Origin of the sequence: Limnobacter sp. 130 (assembly GCF_902506325.1) — a bacterium.
Lineage (GTDB): Bacteria > Pseudomonadota > Gammaproteobacteria > Burkholderiales > Burkholderiaceae_B > Limnobacter.
In genome coordinates this window covers 707,144-722,992 of record NZ_LR732330.1, presented here as the reverse complement: position 1 = coordinate 722,992, position 15,849 = coordinate 707,144, and the positions used below count along the sequence as shown (strand labels likewise).

Sequence of the window (15,849 nt, the reverse complement as noted above, 5' to 3'; positions counted from 1 at the left end):
GATTTATCTTCCCTGAATGACTTGATCGGGCAATTCAGCCAGTCTGAAATATTGAGCGCCGACCAGGTCGGAAACCTTGTGGGCGGTATCGAGTAATTCTTGCAACCAAACACGCAACTGACGCCCTGTTTCGGCCGGGAAGGGTGGTTGCAACCCCTCAAGGCTAAGTCCCTTGGGCATGTCGCCATTGCGGTACACGCTGTCGAACAATTGGCGTATTTGACTGGTATCGCCAGGCAAACGGTCGATCACAATGTCCAGCTTATACAGAATTCGGCGAATGGCATAGGGCGCGTCTTCGTCAAAAATCAGCAGGTCGAGTGTGGGCAACCATTCAAAACGGTGCTGGTAGCGCGACCTGTAAGTAATCGTGCTGTCTGCAAGCGCAATGGCAAGGGCCAAACCATGTTCACCGGCACGCCCGGGCATGCTCGTCATTGACAACAAGCAGTCGCAGGCACCGCACAGGCGTTCAAGCTGACGCCCTAGCTGTAAAAAGCGCCAGCCATTGTCGCGGGTCATGTGGTCGCTTTGTTCACCGTGCATGGCCAACAAATACAACTGTACCTGTTCAAGTGATGAAGTGGGCAAGGTGCGCTGGAAACGAACCCATTCGGGTTCGGTCAGCACTTTGGCGCAATCGTTCAACAGGCGCCAGTGGCCACTGCTTAAGCGCTCGCGCAGTTGACCCGCCACGTTGGCCAGTCCATTCAGTTGACCTGCCAAACCCACCGCGGCAGGTGCATCCACGCCGGTTTTGTACCACAGCCTTTCAAGAATATTGGTTTCCAGTTCATCTTGAGTCAACGGTTCGGCCGGGTCCAGTTCAGTGCTTAAGCCCTGTTTGCCGCACAATTCATGCAACAGGCCGAGCGTGGTGGGGTCCAGGTATTCTTCCTCGTTCAGCAGCAATTGGGCGCGCATCAACAAGCGAAGGGAAAAACTGGCGCGCTCGGTGTAACGCCCCAACCAGAACAGGTGTTCAGCGGCTCGGCTGGAAACAGGTCTACGCAACGCTTGCAAATCTTTGGCTTGTAGCTTTTCTTTCAGGTTGGTGGTGCGTTCTACGGGTTCGCCACTGCGCACCCAGGTGTCCAGGCTGGTGCCACCTTTTTGCATGCTCACAATGCCATTTTGGTCGCCTGCCACGCGGGTTAGTCCGCCGGGCATGACCGTGTAATTGCCTTGCCCGTCGGTCACTGCGAATAGTCGCAGCATCATGGCGCGTTCTTCAATGCCACCTGCGCCGGTCCAAATGGGCACGCGCGAGAGCGGTATTAATTCCTGCAAGGTGTACTGCGAAGGCCGTTGGCTGATCTTCGACAACCATGCGCGTTTCTCGATTTCATCGAGCTCGGAGCCCATGATCGAATCCATGGTTCGCCCGCGCCGGTTTGGCCCTGTGGATTTAATCACCAGGTTGTTCAGCCTTTCGCTGGCTTGCGCCCAGGCGGGTGATTCCCCACACCACCAACTCGGTACGCTGGGCAGCAGCAAATCTTCCTGAAGGTAATGTTGGCCAAGACCTGGCATGAAGCCATGAATGGCCGGGCTTTCCAACCAGCCGGAGCCCGGCATGTTGGCCATGACTACGCCGCCAGTGCGAATGGCCTGCAGCAAGCCGGGAACACCCAGTTGCGAGTCTTCGCGCAGCTCAAGTGGGTCCAGCCACTGGTCGTCGGTACGGCGAATCAGGCCATCGATGGGTTCAAGCCCGTTTACCGTTTTCAGGAATACATGGTTGTTGCGTACGGTCAGGTCACTGCCTTCAACCAACGATATGCCCAGGTAGCGCGCCAGGTAGGTGTGTTCAAAATAGGTTTCGTTGTAGGGGCCCGGGGTCATCAGGGCAATGCGTGCATTGTCACCTTTGGGTGAAAGTCTGCGTATGCCGTCGATGTAGTCGCGGTAAAACCCCGCCAAATGCTGAATGTGCATTTCGCGGAAACCACGCGTGAAACTGCGCGAAATGCTCAAGCGGTTTTCAAGGGCATAACCGAGACCGGAAGGTGCCTGCATGCGGTGGGTAATCACCCACCATTTGCCATCGGGACTGCGGCCCAAGTCAAATGCTACCATGTGCAGCCACACCCCATTTTGAGGTTCGGTGCCTTGCATTTGTGGCAAGTAGCCAGAATGCCCGTACACCAAATCGGCGGGTAGCAGACTTTTGGAGAGCAGTTCGCGCTTGCCGTACACATCGGCCATCATTGCATTTAGCAGGCGCGCGCGCTGGGCAATGCCGGCTTGAAGTACAGCCCAATCGGCTTGGTCGATGATGAAGGGCAGCAAATCGAGAGACCATGGGCGTGATGTGCCTTGTGCATGGTCTGCGTAAACATTGTAGGTAATGCCGTTGTCGCGAATTTGCTTGGCCAGCGCATTCAGTTTGCTGTCCAGGTGATCGCTAAGCCCCGTGGTGGGTAATCGGTTGACAAAGTCAGCCCAGACAGGTCGAAGAACGCCCTTGACCGCCAGCTCGCTGTAGTACGCACTGGTGCCTTGTAGGATGCTCTGTTGCCAGGGCACCTCAACATTTGCAAGGGTGGTGTTCGGGTTCGCGCTCAAAGCGGTCATTGCCTAAAGTTCGGTGCCCTATTGTAAATGCCTAACACCATCTTAGGTCCAGTGTGATGGGGAACTCAGGTCTTCCACTTGGGCTTTTTACACTAACCTTTCCTTGGGTGTGGCCCATGCGGAAAAAGCGCGTCAACCTGCGACTTTCCGCTTCAAAGGCATTCACCGGGAAAATATCGTAGTTGCGCCCGCCAGGGTGTGCCACGTGGTACTGGCAGCCACCCAGGCTGCGGCCGTTCCAGGTGTCGATCAGTTCAAACACCAAGGGCGTGTGTACATCAATGGTGGGGTGCAAGGCATTGGGTGGTTGCCAGGCCCGGTAACGCACACCAGCTACATATTCGCCTTCAGTGCCGCTGCGGTGCAGGGGCACTTGCACGCCATTGCAAGTCAGTGTGTAGCGTTCATCCACAAAGTTTTTCACTTTTACTTCAACGCGTTCAAGTGAGGAATCTACATATCGCACCGTCCCACCCGGTGCACCTTCTTCGCCCAAGACATGCCAGGGTTCCAGTGCACTGAAAATTTCCACCTCCACACCCCGGCTGGAAAAGTCGCCCATTTTTGGAAAACGAAATGCAAAGTGCGGTGCAAACCAATCCAGTTGAAACGGAAAGCCCGCGGCCTGCAAATCAGCCACCACATCGGCCATGTCATTTTTTACAAATGTCGACAGCATGAATTGATCGTGCAAGCGCGTGCCCCATTTCACCAAACGGCCGGTGTAGGGGGTTTTCCAGAATTTGGCAATCAGGGCGCGCAGCAGCAGTTGTTGAGCAAGGCTCATTTGCGCATTGGGTGGCATCTCGAAGGCACGCAACTCGAGCAGCCCCAGTCGACCTGTTGAGGTGTCAGGGCTGTACAGCTTGTCGATACAAAATTCGCTGCGGTGGGTGTTGCCCGTTGAATCAATCAGAATGTTGCGCAACAAGCGATCGATAATCCACGGCGGTGGGTTACCCGCGTATTTTTGCATTTGCCGGCCCAGTTCGGTGAGCGCAAGTTCCAGCTCATGCACCTGATCGCTGCGCGCCTCATCCACTCGCGGTGCCTGGCTGGTGGGGCCAATGAACAGGCCCGAAAACAGGTATGACAGACCTGGGTGGTTGTGCCAGTAACGCAGCAGGCTGCCCAGCAAGTCGGGGCGGCGCAGGAAAGGGCTGTTCTCGGGTGTTTCGCCGCCCATCACAAAGTGATTGCCGCCACCCGTGCCGCTGTGCCGGCCATCGAGCATGAATTTCTCGGTTGAAAGTCCGATCAACCGTGCGTCCTCGTACAAATTATTGGTCAGGTGCAGCAATTCAGCCCATGTTTTGCTGGGTTGCACGTTCACTTCCAATACGCCCGGGTCGGGTGTCACCTGCAGCATGGTCAGGCGTTTGTCACGCGGGGGCGGATACCCTTCCAGCACCACGGGCTGGTTCATCGCCTCTGCAGTGTCTTCTATCCGGGCCACCAGCTCCAGGTAGTCGTCCAGTACTTCCAGTGGGGGCATGAATACATACAGGTGTCCATTTCGCACCTGTACACACATGGCAGTGCGTACCACGTGGGTTGCCGATTCTTTCAACACAGGCTCGGTGTCATCCGCCGCGCCGGTTTTTGCACCTGGCTTTTGCAGCGCCATTCGGAAAGGTGCTGCTGGCGCAAACGGATCGGCAGGAATGGTGTACGGAAAATCTTTCTTGGCCACCCAGGGTTGTGAATCAAGTGGCAGGCGATAACCCATTGGCGAATCGCCAGGAACCAGATACAGGCGTTCATCGCGCAGAAACCATCGCCCTGTTCGCCATTGCCCTTTGGCCGATTGAATGGGCAGGCAGTATCCCACTTCCTCAGTCAGACCTTGGGTGAATACCTTGTTCAAGCGCTTTCGTTCAAGCGGGTCGTCAAGCCGCGAATCGAAGGGGTCCACATTCACTGGCAATTTGCGCTCGCGCCACATGTAGTACCAGGCGTCTTCGAAACCGGGCATGACATAGCGCGGGTGCAGCCCCAAACGGCTGCAAAGCTCCTCCATGAATTGTTTGGCGGTGGCGTTGGTCGCCTTGCCGTCAACTTGCTCATGGCTAAGCAGTTTCGGATTTTTCCAGATTGCCTCACCGCTTTTCAGCCAATACATCGACAAGGCCCAGCGGGGCAATTGTTCGCCCGGGTACCATTTGCCTTGCCCAAAATGATAAAAACCACCTTTGCCGTAGTATTTGGCCAGCTTGTTCAGCATCTTGATGCCGTAGTCGCGCTTGGTGGGGCCCAGTGCATCCACATTCCACTCCGCTGCGCCGCGGTCGGTGTTGGCCACAAAAGTGGGTTCGCCGCCCATGGTCAGGCGCACATCCAGCGCGTCCAGTGCCTTGTCCACTTCAAAGCCCAGTGCTTCGATACCTTTCCACTGCGCCTCGGTGTAGGGCTTGCTGGTGCGCGGCGATTCGTAAATACGCTGCACACTCATTTCATGTTCAAATTCAACTTCACATTCATCCAGCGTGCCGGTAATGGGTGCGGCGCTTCCGGGTTCGGGCGTGCAGGCCAAGGGGATATGACCCTCACCCGCCAGCAAACCCGACGTGGGGTCCAACCCGATCCAGCCAGCCCCGGGCAAATACACTTCACACCACGCATGCAGATCAGTGAAATCTTTTTCCGGGCCATCGGGGCCGTCGATTGCTTTGACATCGCTGGTCAATTGAATCAGGTAGCCAGAGGCAAACCGCGCTGCCATGCCAAGACGCCGAAATATTTGCACCATCAGCCAAGCGGTGTCGCGGCAGGAACCAGAGCCACTGTTCAAGGTTTCATCGGGTGTTTGCACACCGGGTTCCATCCGGATCAAGTATTTGATCCGCCCCGCAAGGTCTTGATTCAAGGCCACCAGGAAATCAATGGTTTTTACACGGCTCAAATTCAGCTCGGCCATGTAGGCATTGAACGCCTTGCCTGTGTGGCAGGGCACCAGGTAGGGCGCCAATTCCTGATCCAGCGACGCATCGTATTTAAACGGAAAGTACTCGGCGGCTTCCTCCAGGAAAAAATCGAAGGGATTCAGCACCGACATTTCAGCCACCAAATCAACTGCAATTTCCATCATCCCGGTGCGCTCAGGGAATATCAAACGCCCCAAATAGTTGCTTTGCGGGTCTTGTTGCCAGTTGATGAAATGAGTTTGCGGCAGCACTTTCATGCTGTAGCTCAAAATACGTGTACGGCAATGCGGAGCAGGGCGCAAACGCACCACTTGAGGGCCCAGGTTGATCAAGCGGTCGTATCGGTACCGTGTAATATGGCGCAGAGCAACGTGAATTGACACTTTGTAATCCCAAAAATGAAGCCGAACAAACAAAACCCGTTTACGGCGTGGAGAGAAGCATGAACCATGCCGAAGAAATCTGGAAAACCTTGGTGCGGGCCACAGTGGACAAAAAGCACCCATGGCGTGTAGTCGCATTCAGCACTGCGGGTGCAAAAGGACCACAGGCGCGCTCTGTTGTTTTGCGAGCCGTGAATATGGCTGAACACGCGCTGGTGTTTTACACCGATCGTCGAAGCCAGAAAATGGCTGATCTGGCCCACGACTCGCGTGTCGCTTTGTTGTTCTGGAACCCGCGCAGCAACACCCAACTCAGAGTATGTGGCATTGCAAAGCCTGAGACCAGTGAATTGATTGTGAATGGTTTTTGGGATCAAATCCCCGAATACGCCAGAAAAGACTACGCCACCCTGAGCGCTCCCGGAGATGCGCTTGTTGGTGACAGCTTGACTTACGATTTCGACACGGCCCGCATGAATTTTGTGGTGTTGAACGTGAAAGTTTTGAATGTCGAATTATTGGAATTGAAGCGCGAGGGCCATGTGCGATTTCGCTGTGATCTTGACGAAACCGGACACTGGATTCATCAAAACATGGTTCCCTGAAGGTATCCTAAACCTTGATATTTTTTGAGCAGTTAGCAAAGCGAGGTCAGAATAATGAGTGATTCCAAATACACGCCACCCAATGTCTGGGTGTGGGACAAAGAAAGCGGTGGCAAATTTGCCAACATCAATCGCCCCATTGCTGGCGCCACCCATGAGAAAGATTTGCCCGTGGGCGAGCAGCCCTTGCAGTTGTATTCCCTGGCCACGCCCAATGGCGTAAAAGTGACTGTAATGCTGGAAGAATTGCTTGCCTTGGGGCATTCCGGTGCGGAATACGATGCCTGGTTGATCAATATTTCCAACGGCGACCAGTTCAGCAGCGGATTTGTTGAAGTCAACCCCAACAGCAAAATTCCAGCCCTGCTGGACCGCAGCACCAACCCACCCACACGCGTGTTTGAATCGGGTTCGATCCTGCTGTATCTCGCCGAAAAGTTCAAGGCGTTCTTGCCTACTGACCCTGCAAAGCGAACAGAAACCTTGTCGTGGTTGTTCTGGCAAATGGGCAGCGCGCCTATGTTGGGTGGCGGTTTTGGGCATTTTTATGCCTATGCGCCTGAAAAATATGAATACCCGATTAATCGCTACGCGATGGAAGTAAAACGTCAGCTCGATGTGCTGGATCGCCAATTGGCCGATCAGGAATACATTTCAGGCAGCGAATACACCATTGCGGACATGGCGATTTGGCCGTGGTATGGTGCTTTGGTCACCAACAAAGTGTATGACGCCGCAGAGTTTCTGGAAGCCCACACTTACACCAATGTGTTACGTTGGACCGAGCAAATTGCCAAACGGCCTGCTGTAATTCGCGGGCGCATGGTGAATCGCGCCTGGGGCGAAAGCAATGAGCAGGTGCTAGAGCGGCACAGCGCCAGTGATTTCGATGGCAAGGCCATTTAAGGTCAGCAGGCTGGGGCACAATGTGCCCTTTCTTTGATTTGTTGTGGAGTTCTATTTTGCAAAAGCTTGTGTTTGCGGTGGCGTTGGCCTGCCTGGCGGGTTGTGCTTCCACCCATGATTTGTCCAAAGGCAACAACATGCTGGGCGGTGGTTACAAACAGGAAGAAGTTGGACCGGGTTTGTTTTATATTTATGCGCGTTCAAACCATGCACCCTGGACCAATATTGATGCCGCCAGAACCACTTGGCGAAACGGGGCAGAACGGGCGTGTTTGTCTGCAGCCTACGACGAACTGAGTATTCAGGAAGGCGAAAAAGACACAGGCTTGCAAAACAGCAGTGGTGTGCGTTATCTGGTGACCGAGCGAACCGGGTATGCGAAATGTGACTCTTCAACGTTAAGTAGCGCAGAGATCAATAAAATTATCGGAAAGGACTCCGCTGTTCGATAATAAAAAAAGGGGGAGTTGATGCGCCTGTTCAATGCGGTAGTTCTTGCATTCTCTTTTGTTGTAAGCACTGTTCACAGCGCCACTCCGCTTGAGGTAGTGGAACGCCCTGAATGGAAAACCTTCTTTGAGCAGCACAATGCCGAGGGCACCCTAGTGGTGTTGGACCAACGCACTCCCGGTGCAATTGTTCAGGTTCACAATCCAAAACGTGCCAGTACTCCCTATCTGCCTGCCTCCACTTACAAGATTCCCCATGCCCTGTTTGCACTTGAACACGGGGTTGTGAAAGACGAGTTTCAGGTGTTCAAATGGGACGGGAAGAAACGTGACTTCGATGTCTGGAACTCGGACCACAACCTTCGCTCTTCCATGCGGGGCTCTGTGGTGTGGGTGTATCAGTGGATTGGCCAACAAATTGGCGAGAAGGCCGCCCGCACCTATCTGGAAAAAGCGGGCTATGGCAATGCCGACCCCAGTGGCGGAAAAGACGGTTATTGGCTCGACGGAAATATTCGAATCAATGCCTTCGAGCAAATCCAGTTTTTACAGAAGCTTTACACGAACAGTTTGCCTTTCAAGCTAGAGCACCAGCGACTCGTGAAAGACATCATCATTGTCGAGGCGGGAAAAGACTGGATACTTCGCGGCAAAACGGGCTGGGAAGGTCGCTTTGGCTGGTGGGTTGGCTATGTTGAATGGCCAGATGGGCCCGTATTTTTCGCCTTGAATATCGACACGCCCAATCGCATCGGCGACTTGCCAAAGCGAGAAGCAATTACCCGGGCGGTACTTCGTTCCATCAACGCTTTGCCTGCCAACTGACATGAGCCGCTTGCTTGTTCGGGCCTCAGTGTTTCTACTGCTTGGTTTGCTGCAAGGCTGCGCACTACCGCTCCTCAATGACCGCATTCAATCCAGCGCGCTGAGTGAACAACTGGCCCGTCAAACCAGTTTGGGCAGGGCATTGGGCCCACTGGAAATCGAGCATCGCGGCAAAGCAGGCATATACCCCATACAAGACCCCAAGGATGCCTTTGCCAGTCGGGTGATTTTGCTGCGAGCGGCCGAACGCACCATTGATATTCAGTCTTACCTGTGGCGCAATGACACCACAGGTACCTTGATGTTCAACGAATTGATCAAGGCGGCCGACCGTGGCGTGCGGGTTCGTTTGCTGCTGGATGACAACGGCATTGCCGGTCTGAACAATCAATTGAATCGGCTGGACCGTCACCCCAATGTCGAGGTTCGCCTGTTCAATCCATTTGTCATTCGCAACCCCAAATGGCTGGGCTACTTCACCGACTTTTCTCGCGTGAACCGGCGCATGCACAACAAGTCGTTCACGGTCGACAACATAGTTACCATTTCTGGTGGACGCAACATTGGGGATGAGTACTTTGGTGCAACCGATGCGGCTGTGTTCATGGATCTGGACATGTTGTGCGTGGGCCATGTGGTCCGAGCCGTATCGCGGGATTTCGATGCCTACTGGCGAAGCGACTCGGCGTATCCATCCGCTAAAATTTTACTGCCCACCGAGCCAGCCATTCTTGATCAAATTGATCAAAGCGCACTGAACTTTGAGCAGACCGAGCGTGTCATGGAGTATCAGACTCCGGTGGAGAATTCAGTTTTTTTGCGCCAATTCATGAATGGCACCTTGCCACTTCAGTGGACCTCCGTGCGCATGGTGAGCGACGACCCGGCCAAAGGGTTGAACACAGCCAACCGAGAAAATTACCTGGTGACTGAGTTGCGTGATTTCATTGCAGAACCCAAGTTCAGCCTCAGTGTAGTGTCGCCATATTTTGTGCCGACTGAACGTGGTGTTGCATTCTTTTCCCGCTTGGCCAAAGCAGGTGTAAATGTCCAGGTATTGACGAATTCGCTGGAGGCCACTGATGTGGCCGCAGTGCATTCCGGTTATGCAAAAACCAGAGTGGAGTTGTTGAAAGCTGGTGTGAAGCTGTTCGAATTGAAAAGTGCCCCAGGCGCTAAAAATTCTGACCGAGGCAAACGCAACCTGATGATCGGCAGTTCGGCTTCAAGCCTGCACACGAAAACTTTCGCAGTGGATGGTTCTCGCGTATTTGTGGGCTCGTTCAACTTTGATCCACGGTCTGTGAACTTGAACACGGAAATGGGCTTTTTGATTCAAAGCCCCGCGCTGGCAATGCAAATTGAATTGGGCTTTCAGGCGCTGCCGATTATGGCTTATGAAGTGCGTCTGGATGAGAACGATGCTTTGGTGTGGATAGAGCGGCAAGCCGGGAAGGAAATTGTTCACAATCTGGAGCCCAAGGCCACACTGTGGCGAAGGACTGCGGTGTTTTTCTATTCCCTGCTGCCCATCAACGACTTGTTGTAATCAATCCTGCTCTTCAATCCAGGTCATCTGGATTGCTTCCAGAATTTTTTCATTTGACTTGTTGGGGTCATCTTCAAAGCCGGGCAGGGCACACACCCATTTGTGCAAATCCGTGAAACGAATGTACTTTGGGTCTACATCGGGGTGTGCATCAATTAATTCAAGCGCAATATCCAGCGTGTCAGTCCATTTCATGTTGTGGCCCCCTTGATCAGTGATTTTCGCGTGCGTGGTTGATGGTGTATTTCGGCAATTCCACCACCAGGTCTTTGTCGGCTACTTTCACCTGGCAAGACAAGCGACTTTGGGGAGTCAGTCCCCAAGCCATGTCCAGCAAGTCATCTTCATCATCATCGCTTTCATTCAGGCTGTTGAAACCTTCCTTGATCACGACATGGCAAGTGGTACAGGCACAGCTCATTTCGCAAGCGTGTTCCAGTGCAATGTCGTTGTTCAAAATAGCTTCGCACAATTGGGCACCCACGGGTACTTCAAATGTTTTGCCTTCAGGGCAAAGGCTTTCATGGGGCAAAATTTTAATAATTGGCATCTCTAAATCTCTCGTGTTCTGTTGTGTCGCGTTTATTTCGCAGCGCCGCCAAGGGTGGTGCTCACAGTGTCGATGGTTTTTCCGGTCAGCGCTTTGCGAATACCTGCATCCATTCGGCGTGCGGCAAAGTCTGCTGTCAAATGGCTTAAGTCGTCGATGCCTTTTTCAATGGCACGCAAATCCTCGGTTTGAGCCAGTTCTCGCAATGCATTCACACTGGCATCAATCGTGTTGAGTTCGGTGGTGTCGAGCAATTCACTGTCTTTCGCAATGGCCGCTTCAACCGATTCCACCAGGCGCATGGCTTCCACTTGCTGCTCGCGCAACTGGCGTGCGTTCATGTCAGCTTCTGCAAACTCAAAACTGTTTTTAAGCATGCCGGCAATTTGATCGTCGTCCAGCCCGTAAGAAGGCTTCACGGTGATATTGGCCGATACGCCAGAACCTGTTTCCATGGCATTTACAGCGAGCAAGCCATCGGCATCAACCTGAAAGGTGACACGAATGCGTGCCGCACCAGCCACCATGGGTGGAATGCCGCGCAGCTCGAACCGCGCCAGTGAACGGTTTTCTGAAACCAGTTCGCGTTCACCTTGCACCACGTGAATGGCCATGGCGGTTTGCCCGTCCTTGAAGGTGGTGAATTCCTGTGCACGCGCAACTGGAATGGTGCTGTTGCGGTTAATGACTCGCTCAGTCAGGCCACCCATGGTCTCAAGGCCCAAGCTCAGTGGAATCACGTCAAGCAGTAGCAGCTCGTCGTCGCTTCGGTTGCCCGCCAAGGTATCGGCTTGAATGGATGCGCCAATCGCTACCACTTCATCCGGGTTCAAGTTCACCAGCGGGTCTTTGCCAAAAAACGCTTTTACAGCTTTGCGAATCACGGGCATGCGGGTAGAGCCACCCACCATGACCACGCCATCAATTTCATCGGTACTCAAGCCAGCGTCGCGCAATGTTTTGCGGGCGGCTTGAATGGTGCGTTTCACCAACGGCTCTACAATGGCCTCAAACTGCTCGGCGGTGACTGTTTCTGCAATGGTTTCACCGCTTTTAAATTCCACGCTTAGAAATGCAGTGTGCTCGTGAGAAATTTGTTCTTTCACGCGGCGGCAAGCCATGACCAGGCGTGATCGCTGTTGCGCGTTCAGTTCTTCAAAGCCATGTGTGGCAATGAAATGGTCGGCCATGGCGCGGTCGAAATCGTCACCGCCCAACGCCGAATCACCACCTGTGGCCAGCACTTCAAATACACCGGCTTGCAAGCGCAGAATGGACACATCGAATGTGCCACCACCCAAATCGAACACCACAAACTGGCCCTGCGCATTTTGATCAAGACCGTACGCCACAGCAGCTGCGGTGGGCTCGTTGATCAGTCGCAGTACGTTCAGGCCAGCCAGTTGTGCTGCGTCTTTGGTGGCTTGGCGTTGTGCATCATCGAAATACGCGGGTACTGTAATTACCGCACCGACCAGCTCGCCACCCAAAGTGGCTTCAGCGCGTTTGCGCAATGCACGCAAAATATCGGCAGACACTTCCACCGGGCTTTTGGTGCCATAGTCAGTTTCAATTTCAACCATGCCGCCAGAATCTTTCACACGGTAGGGCAGGTTCAACCCCTGCACATCCTTGTGACCTCGCCCCATTAGGCGCTTGACCGAAAACACGGTATTGAATGGGTCTGTGTCCGCACAGGCCAAGGCGTCTTCACCCATGTTCTTCACGCCTGTTTCGCCGTAACGCACCACGCTGGGCAAAATGACACGGCCCGAAGAATCGGGCAAACATTCGGCGCTGCCGCTGCGTACGCTGGCCACCAGTGAATGCGTGGTGCCCAGGTCGATCCCCACCGCGAGCCTGTGCTCATGCGGTGCTGTCGACATGCCTGGTTCAGCAATTTGTAACAAAGCCATTAGCTGGCATCCTCCAGTTGCTCCAATTTCTTGGTCAACTCAATCATGAATTTGTTAATGAACAGCAAAGCCTGTGCAGTGCCATTGGCTGCCTGCGCGTTCTTTTCTGTATCAATTTGTTGTGCGATCAAGGTCAAACAACGCTTTTTCTCGGCGGCCACTTCGCTCAGCAAATCTTCAAGTGCTTCTACGCCCTTGATTTCTTCAAGTGATTCTCGCCATTCCATTTGCTGCATAAGCAGTGCAGGTGGCAGATTACTTTGTTGCCCACGCGGGTTTTCGCCGTGTAGTTCGCACCAGTAAATGGCACGTTCCATCGGGTTTTGAAGGCGTTTGTAGGCTTCGTTCACACGGGTGGCCCACTGCACTGCCAGCCTTTTTTCCTGAGCGCCTGAATTCGCAAAGCGATCAGGGTGGGTTTGGCTTTGAAGTCGCAGATAAGAAGCAGAAAGGGCTGCGCTGTCCAGAGCAAACTGGCAGGGCAACCCAAAAATATCAAAATCGCTGTCGTTTAACTTGATTGCTATGTTGGTCATTGGGCTGACAATTAAACGGTGAAGCTTTCACCACAGCCGCAGCGCGCCTTTTCATTGGGGTTGTTGAATTTGAAACCTTCATTCAAGCCTTCGCGTGCGAAGTCCAGTTCAATGCCTTCAAGGTAAGGCATGCTTTTGGGATCCACAAAAAGCTTCACACCATGGGCTTCGAATACATTGTCTTCGTCGGAAACAAGATCCACAAACTCCAGCTTGTAAGCCATGCCGGAACAGCCGGTGGTGCGCACACCAATGCGCAAACCAATTCCCTTGCCGCGTTTGGTCAGGAACTTGCTAATGTGGTCGGCGGCGCGCTCAGTCAATGTAATCGCCATGGTGTTCAATTCCTTATCAACAACTTTTCAACAATCAGGCGTGCTTCTTTTTGTAATCTTCAACCGCTGCCTTGATGGCGTCTTCAGCCAAAATGGAGCAGTGAATTTTTACAGGTGGCAAGGCCAACTCTTCAGCAATCGCAGTGTTCTTGATTTCCAAAGCCTGGTCCAGGGTTTTGCCCTTGACCCACTCGGTGACCAATGAAGACGATGCAATGGCCGAACCACAGCCGTAGGTTTTAAACTTCGCATCGGTAATCAAACCGTCGGCGCCTACCTTGATTTGCAGTTTCATTACGTCGCCGCAAGCGGGTGCGCCCACCATACCTGTACCCACTTCGTCGTCGCCCTTTTCGAACGAGCCCACGTTGCGGGGGTTTTCATAATGGTCTAGAACTTTTTCGCTGTATGCCATGGTACTTCTCCTCAATCTTCAAATATTTCAGTGCTCAGCCCATTGAACGGTGCTTAAATCCACGCCGTCCAGGTGCATTTCCCAAAGGGGCGACAATTCACGCAACTTCGCCACTTTGGCTTTCATCAATTCGATGGTGAAATCAACATCGGCTTCAGTCGTGAAACGACCAATCGAGAAACGAATCGAGCTATGCGCCAATTCGTCGCTGCGGCCCAATGCACGTAGTACATAGGAGGGCTCAAGAGAGGCCGATGTACAGGCTGAACCAGACGATACCGCAATTTCTTTTACGCCCATGATCAGCGACTCGCCTTCCACGAAGTTGAAGCTCACGTTCAGGTTGTGCACCACACGCTGATTCAGATCACCGTTGACATAAATTTCATCAATGGCTTTCAAACCGTTGAGCAAACGGTCACGCAATGCTTTCATGCGTGGCAATTCACTGGCCATTTCTTCTTTGGCAATGCGGAAGCATTCGCCCATGCCAACGATTTGATGGGTGGCCAAGGTGCCTGAGCGCATGCCACGCTCGTGGCCGCCACCGTGCATTTGTGCATCAATGCGAATACGGGGCTTGCGGCGTACATACAGGGCACCAATGCCTTTGGGGCCATAAGTTTTGTGCGCAGAAAAGCTCATCAAGTCTACTTTCAGCTTTTGCAAGTCGATTTCTACCTTGCCGGTGGCTTGCGCAGCGTCCACGTGGAAAATGATGCCTTTCTCGCGACACAATTCGCCAATGGCGGGAATGTCTTGAATCACGCCAATTTCGTTGTTCACAAACATGATTGAAATCAACACAGTGTCGGGGCGAATGGCAGCTTTCAGGGCGTCCATGCTGATCAGGCCGTTGTCCTGAACGTCCAGGTAAGTGGCTTCAAAGCCATGGCGTTCCAGGTCGCGGAAGGTGTCCAGCACAGCCTTGTGTTCAGTTTTCAAGGTGATGATGTGCTTGCCCTTGGTTTCGCCATAGAAAAGCGCTGCACCCTTGATGGCCAGGTTGTTCGATTCGGTTGCGCCAGAAGTCCACACGATTTCGCGTGGGTCGGCGTTGACCAAAGCGGCAACGTCTTCACGGGCTTTTTCAACGGCTTCCTCGGCGGTCCAGCCATAGGCGTGACTGCGGGATGCCGGGTTGCCAAAGCTTTCACGCAGGAAAGGAATCATGGCGTCGGCTACGCGCGGATCCACAGGGGTGGTGGCGCTGTAATCGAGATAAATCGGCATCTTCATAGTGTATTTGCTCCAATCAACTGCTATTTAATGTGTATGTTGTGCGGCTGCGGCATTAGATGCCGTTGGCCTTTCACGAAACTGAATGGTTCGCTCAGCGTCTTTTTGTTTGTGCTTTTCAACCAGGCACTGCAAAGTGACTGAGCCCAAATATTCGAGCATTTTGGTGTTAAGGCTGCTCCACAGGTCGTGCGTCATGCACTGGCCTTCATCGGTGCAATTTTCCTTGCCACCACACTGGGTTGCATCCAGCGGTTCATCCACAGCCAAAATAACGTCAGCAACGCTGACTTCCTTCAGGGCGCGGGCAATATGATAACCGCCGCCGGGGCCGCGAACGCTTTCAACCAGCTCGTGCCTGCGCAGCTTCGAAAACAACTGCTCCAGATACGACAGTGAAATATTCTGGCGCTGGCTGATGCCGGCGAGCGAAACCGGCCCTGTGTCTTGCTGTAAAGCAAGATCAATCATGGCTGTAACGGCAAATCTGCCTTTTGTGGTCAATCGCATGGCAATCCTTTTATTGCACCCTTAAAAGCCTTTCGGCTAATTCCTACTATTTTGGTCAAGTATAGCAAAGTTGACTGTTTTACTCAAGTATTCGGCGGGTTTGAATGGCTAGGGGAAACCTTGATCTGCA

Annotated in this window: 15 protein-coding genes; 5 read left to right on the top strand and 10 right to left on the bottom strand. The window is 53.3% G+C overall.

What is annotated here, in order from left to right; genetic code table 11:
- Positions 1 to 3: 3 nt before the first annotated feature.
- Together FRIGORI9N_RS12380 and FRIGORI9N_RS12375 are read right to left on the bottom strand one after the other, a co-directional pair.
- Positions 4 to 2,577: a circularly permuted type 2 ATP-grasp protein gene (locus tag FRIGORI9N_RS12380; RefSeq protein ID WP_159571515.1), complete on the bottom strand. Its 2,574-nt coding sequence runs from the start codon at positions 2,575 to 2,577 to the stop codon at positions 4 to 6.
- Positions 2,578 to 2,608: 31 nt separating this feature from the next.
- Positions 2,609 to 5,884, bottom strand: a complete 3,276-nt coding sequence (locus FRIGORI9N_RS12375) for a DUF2126 domain-containing protein (RefSeq protein WP_159571512.1) — start codon at positions 5,882 to 5,884, stop codon at positions 2,609 to 2,611.
- A gap of 59 nt (positions 5,885 to 5,943) precedes the next feature.
- Here FRIGORI9N_RS12375 and FRIGORI9N_RS12370 point away from each other — a divergent pair, with 59 nt between their 5' ends.
- Genes FRIGORI9N_RS12370 through FRIGORI9N_RS12350 form a run of 5 tightly spaced genes read left to right on the top strand, consistent with a single transcriptional unit; the run spans position 5,944 to position 10,218 of the window.
- On the top strand, positions 5,944 to 6,489 hold the full coding sequence (locus FRIGORI9N_RS12370; RefSeq protein WP_159571509.1) for a pyridoxamine 5'-phosphate oxidase family protein: 546 nt from the start codon (positions 5,944 to 5,946) through the stop codon (positions 6,487 to 6,489).
- 54 nt (positions 6,490 to 6,543) lie between these two features.
- Complete coding sequence (yghU, locus tag FRIGORI9N_RS12365; RefSeq protein WP_159571506.1) at positions 6,544 to 7,395, top strand: glutathione-dependent disulfide-bond oxidoreductase; 852 nt, start codon at positions 6,544 to 6,546, stop codon at positions 7,393 to 7,395.
- A gap of 56 nt (positions 7,396 to 7,451) precedes the next feature.
- Positions 7,452 to 7,847: a hypothetical protein gene (locus FRIGORI9N_RS12360; RefSeq protein ID WP_159571504.1), complete on the top strand. Its 396-nt coding sequence runs from the start codon at positions 7,452 to 7,454 to the stop codon at positions 7,845 to 7,847.
- An 18-nt stretch (positions 7,848 to 7,865) separates the two neighbouring features.
- A complete protein-coding gene (blaOXA, locus tag FRIGORI9N_RS12355) occupies positions 7,866 to 8,669 on the top strand; it encodes a class D beta-lactamase (RefSeq protein ID WP_159571501.1) in 804 nt (267 codons plus the stop codon).
- A 1-nt stretch (position 8,670) separates the two neighbouring features.
- The gene (locus FRIGORI9N_RS12350) at positions 8,671 to 10,218 is read left to right on the top strand and encodes a phospholipase D family protein (RefSeq protein ID WP_201301488.1); all 1,548 of its coding nucleotides are present in this window, start codon (positions 8,671 to 8,673) and stop codon (positions 10,216 to 10,218) included.
- Here FRIGORI9N_RS12350 and iscX read toward each other — a convergent pair whose 3' ends face one another.
- From iscX to iscR, 8 genes are read right to left on the bottom strand one after another with little or no spacing between them, the layout of a single operon-like run.
- Positions 10,219 to 10,413, bottom strand: a complete 195-nt coding sequence (iscX, locus tag FRIGORI9N_RS12345) for a Fe-S cluster assembly protein IscX (RefSeq protein ID WP_159571497.1) — start codon at positions 10,411 to 10,413, stop codon at positions 10,219 to 10,221.
- Positions 10,414 to 10,429: 16 nt separating this feature from the next.
- Positions 10,430 to 10,768, bottom strand: coding sequence for an ISC system 2Fe-2S type ferredoxin (gene fdx, locus FRIGORI9N_RS12340; RefSeq protein WP_159571493.1), 339 nt, complete (start codon positions 10,766 to 10,768; stop codon positions 10,430 to 10,432).
- Between the two features lie 32 nt (positions 10,769 to 10,800).
- Positions 10,801 to 12,684, bottom strand: coding sequence for a Fe-S protein assembly chaperone HscA (hscA, locus tag FRIGORI9N_RS12335; RefSeq protein ID WP_159571490.1), 1,884 nt, complete (start codon positions 12,682 to 12,684; stop codon positions 10,801 to 10,803).
- On the bottom strand, positions 12,684 to 13,220 hold the full coding sequence (hscB, locus tag FRIGORI9N_RS12330; protein WP_159571487.1) for a Fe-S protein assembly co-chaperone HscB: 537 nt from the start codon (positions 13,218 to 13,220) through the stop codon (positions 12,684 to 12,686). Before hscB ends, hscA begins: the two co-directional genes overlap by 1 nt.
- Before the next feature lie 11 nt (positions 13,221 to 13,231).
- On the bottom strand, positions 13,232 to 13,555 hold the full coding sequence (iscA, locus tag FRIGORI9N_RS12325) for an iron-sulfur cluster assembly protein IscA (protein WP_159571484.1): 324 nt from the start codon (positions 13,553 to 13,555) through the stop codon (positions 13,232 to 13,234).
- Positions 13,556 to 13,589: 34 nt separating this feature from the next.
- A complete protein-coding gene (iscU, locus tag FRIGORI9N_RS12320) occupies positions 13,590 to 13,970 on the bottom strand; it encodes a Fe-S cluster assembly scaffold IscU (RefSeq protein WP_138519366.1) in 381 nt (126 codons plus the stop codon).
- 27 nt (positions 13,971 to 13,997) lie between these two features.
- Entirely contained in the window at positions 13,998 to 15,209 is a 1,212-nt protein-coding gene (locus tag FRIGORI9N_RS12315) for an IscS subfamily cysteine desulfurase (protein WP_159571481.1), read from the bottom strand.
- Positions 15,210 to 15,236: 27 nt separating this feature from the next.
- Positions 15,237 to 15,719: a Fe-S cluster assembly transcriptional regulator IscR gene (gene iscR, locus FRIGORI9N_RS12310; RefSeq protein ID WP_159571478.1), complete on the bottom strand. Its 483-nt coding sequence runs from the start codon at positions 15,717 to 15,719 to the stop codon at positions 15,237 to 15,239.
- Between the last annotated feature and the right edge of the window lie 130 nt (positions 15,720 to 15,849).

Bases quoted from the DNA above. Each gene is read 5' to 3' on its own strand.
- fdx (WP_159571493.1), bottom strand. From the start codon at position 10,768: ATGCCAATTATTAAAATTTTGCCCCATGAAAGCCTTTGCCCTGAAGGC.
- FRIGORI9N_RS12315 (WP_159571481.1), bottom strand. From the start codon at position 15,209: ATGAAGATGCCGATTTATCTCGATTACAGCGCCACCACCCCTGTGGAT.
- hscB (WP_159571487.1), bottom strand. From the start codon at position 13,220: ATGACCAACATAGCAATCAAGTTAAACGACAGCGATTTTGATATTTTT.
- yghU (WP_159571506.1), top strand. From the start codon at position 6,544: ATGAGTGATTCCAAATACACGCCACCCAATGTCTGGGTGTGGGACAAA.
- iscX (WP_159571497.1), bottom strand. From the start codon at position 10,413: ATGAAATGGACTGACACGCTGGATATTGCGCTTGAATTAATTGATGCA.
- FRIGORI9N_RS12350 (WP_201301488.1), top strand. From the start codon at position 8,671: ATGAGCCGCTTGCTTGTTCGGGCCTCAGTGTTTCTACTGCTTGGTTTG.
- blaOXA (WP_159571501.1), top strand. From the start codon at position 7,866: ATGCGCCTGTTCAATGCGGTAGTTCTTGCATTCTCTTTTGTTGTAAGC.
- iscR (WP_159571478.1), bottom strand. From the start codon at position 15,719: ATGCGATTGACCACAAAAGGCAGATTTGCCGTTACAGCCATGATTGAT.
- iscU (WP_138519366.1), bottom strand. From the start codon at position 13,970: ATGGCATACAGCGAAAAAGTTCTAGACCATTATGAAAACCCCCGCAAC.
- hscA (WP_159571490.1), bottom strand. From the start codon at position 12,684: ATGGCTTTGTTACAAATTGCTGAACCAGGCATGTCGACAGCACCGCAT.
- FRIGORI9N_RS12370 (WP_159571509.1), top strand. From the start codon at position 5,944: ATGAACCATGCCGAAGAAATCTGGAAAACCTTGGTGCGGGCCACAGTG.
- iscA (WP_159571484.1), bottom strand. From the start codon at position 13,555: ATGGCGATTACATTGACTGAGCGCGCCGCCGACCACATTAGCAAGTTC.
- FRIGORI9N_RS12380 (WP_159571515.1), bottom strand. From the start codon at position 2,577: ATGACCGCTTTGAGCGCGAACCCGAACACCACCCTTGCAAATGTTGAG.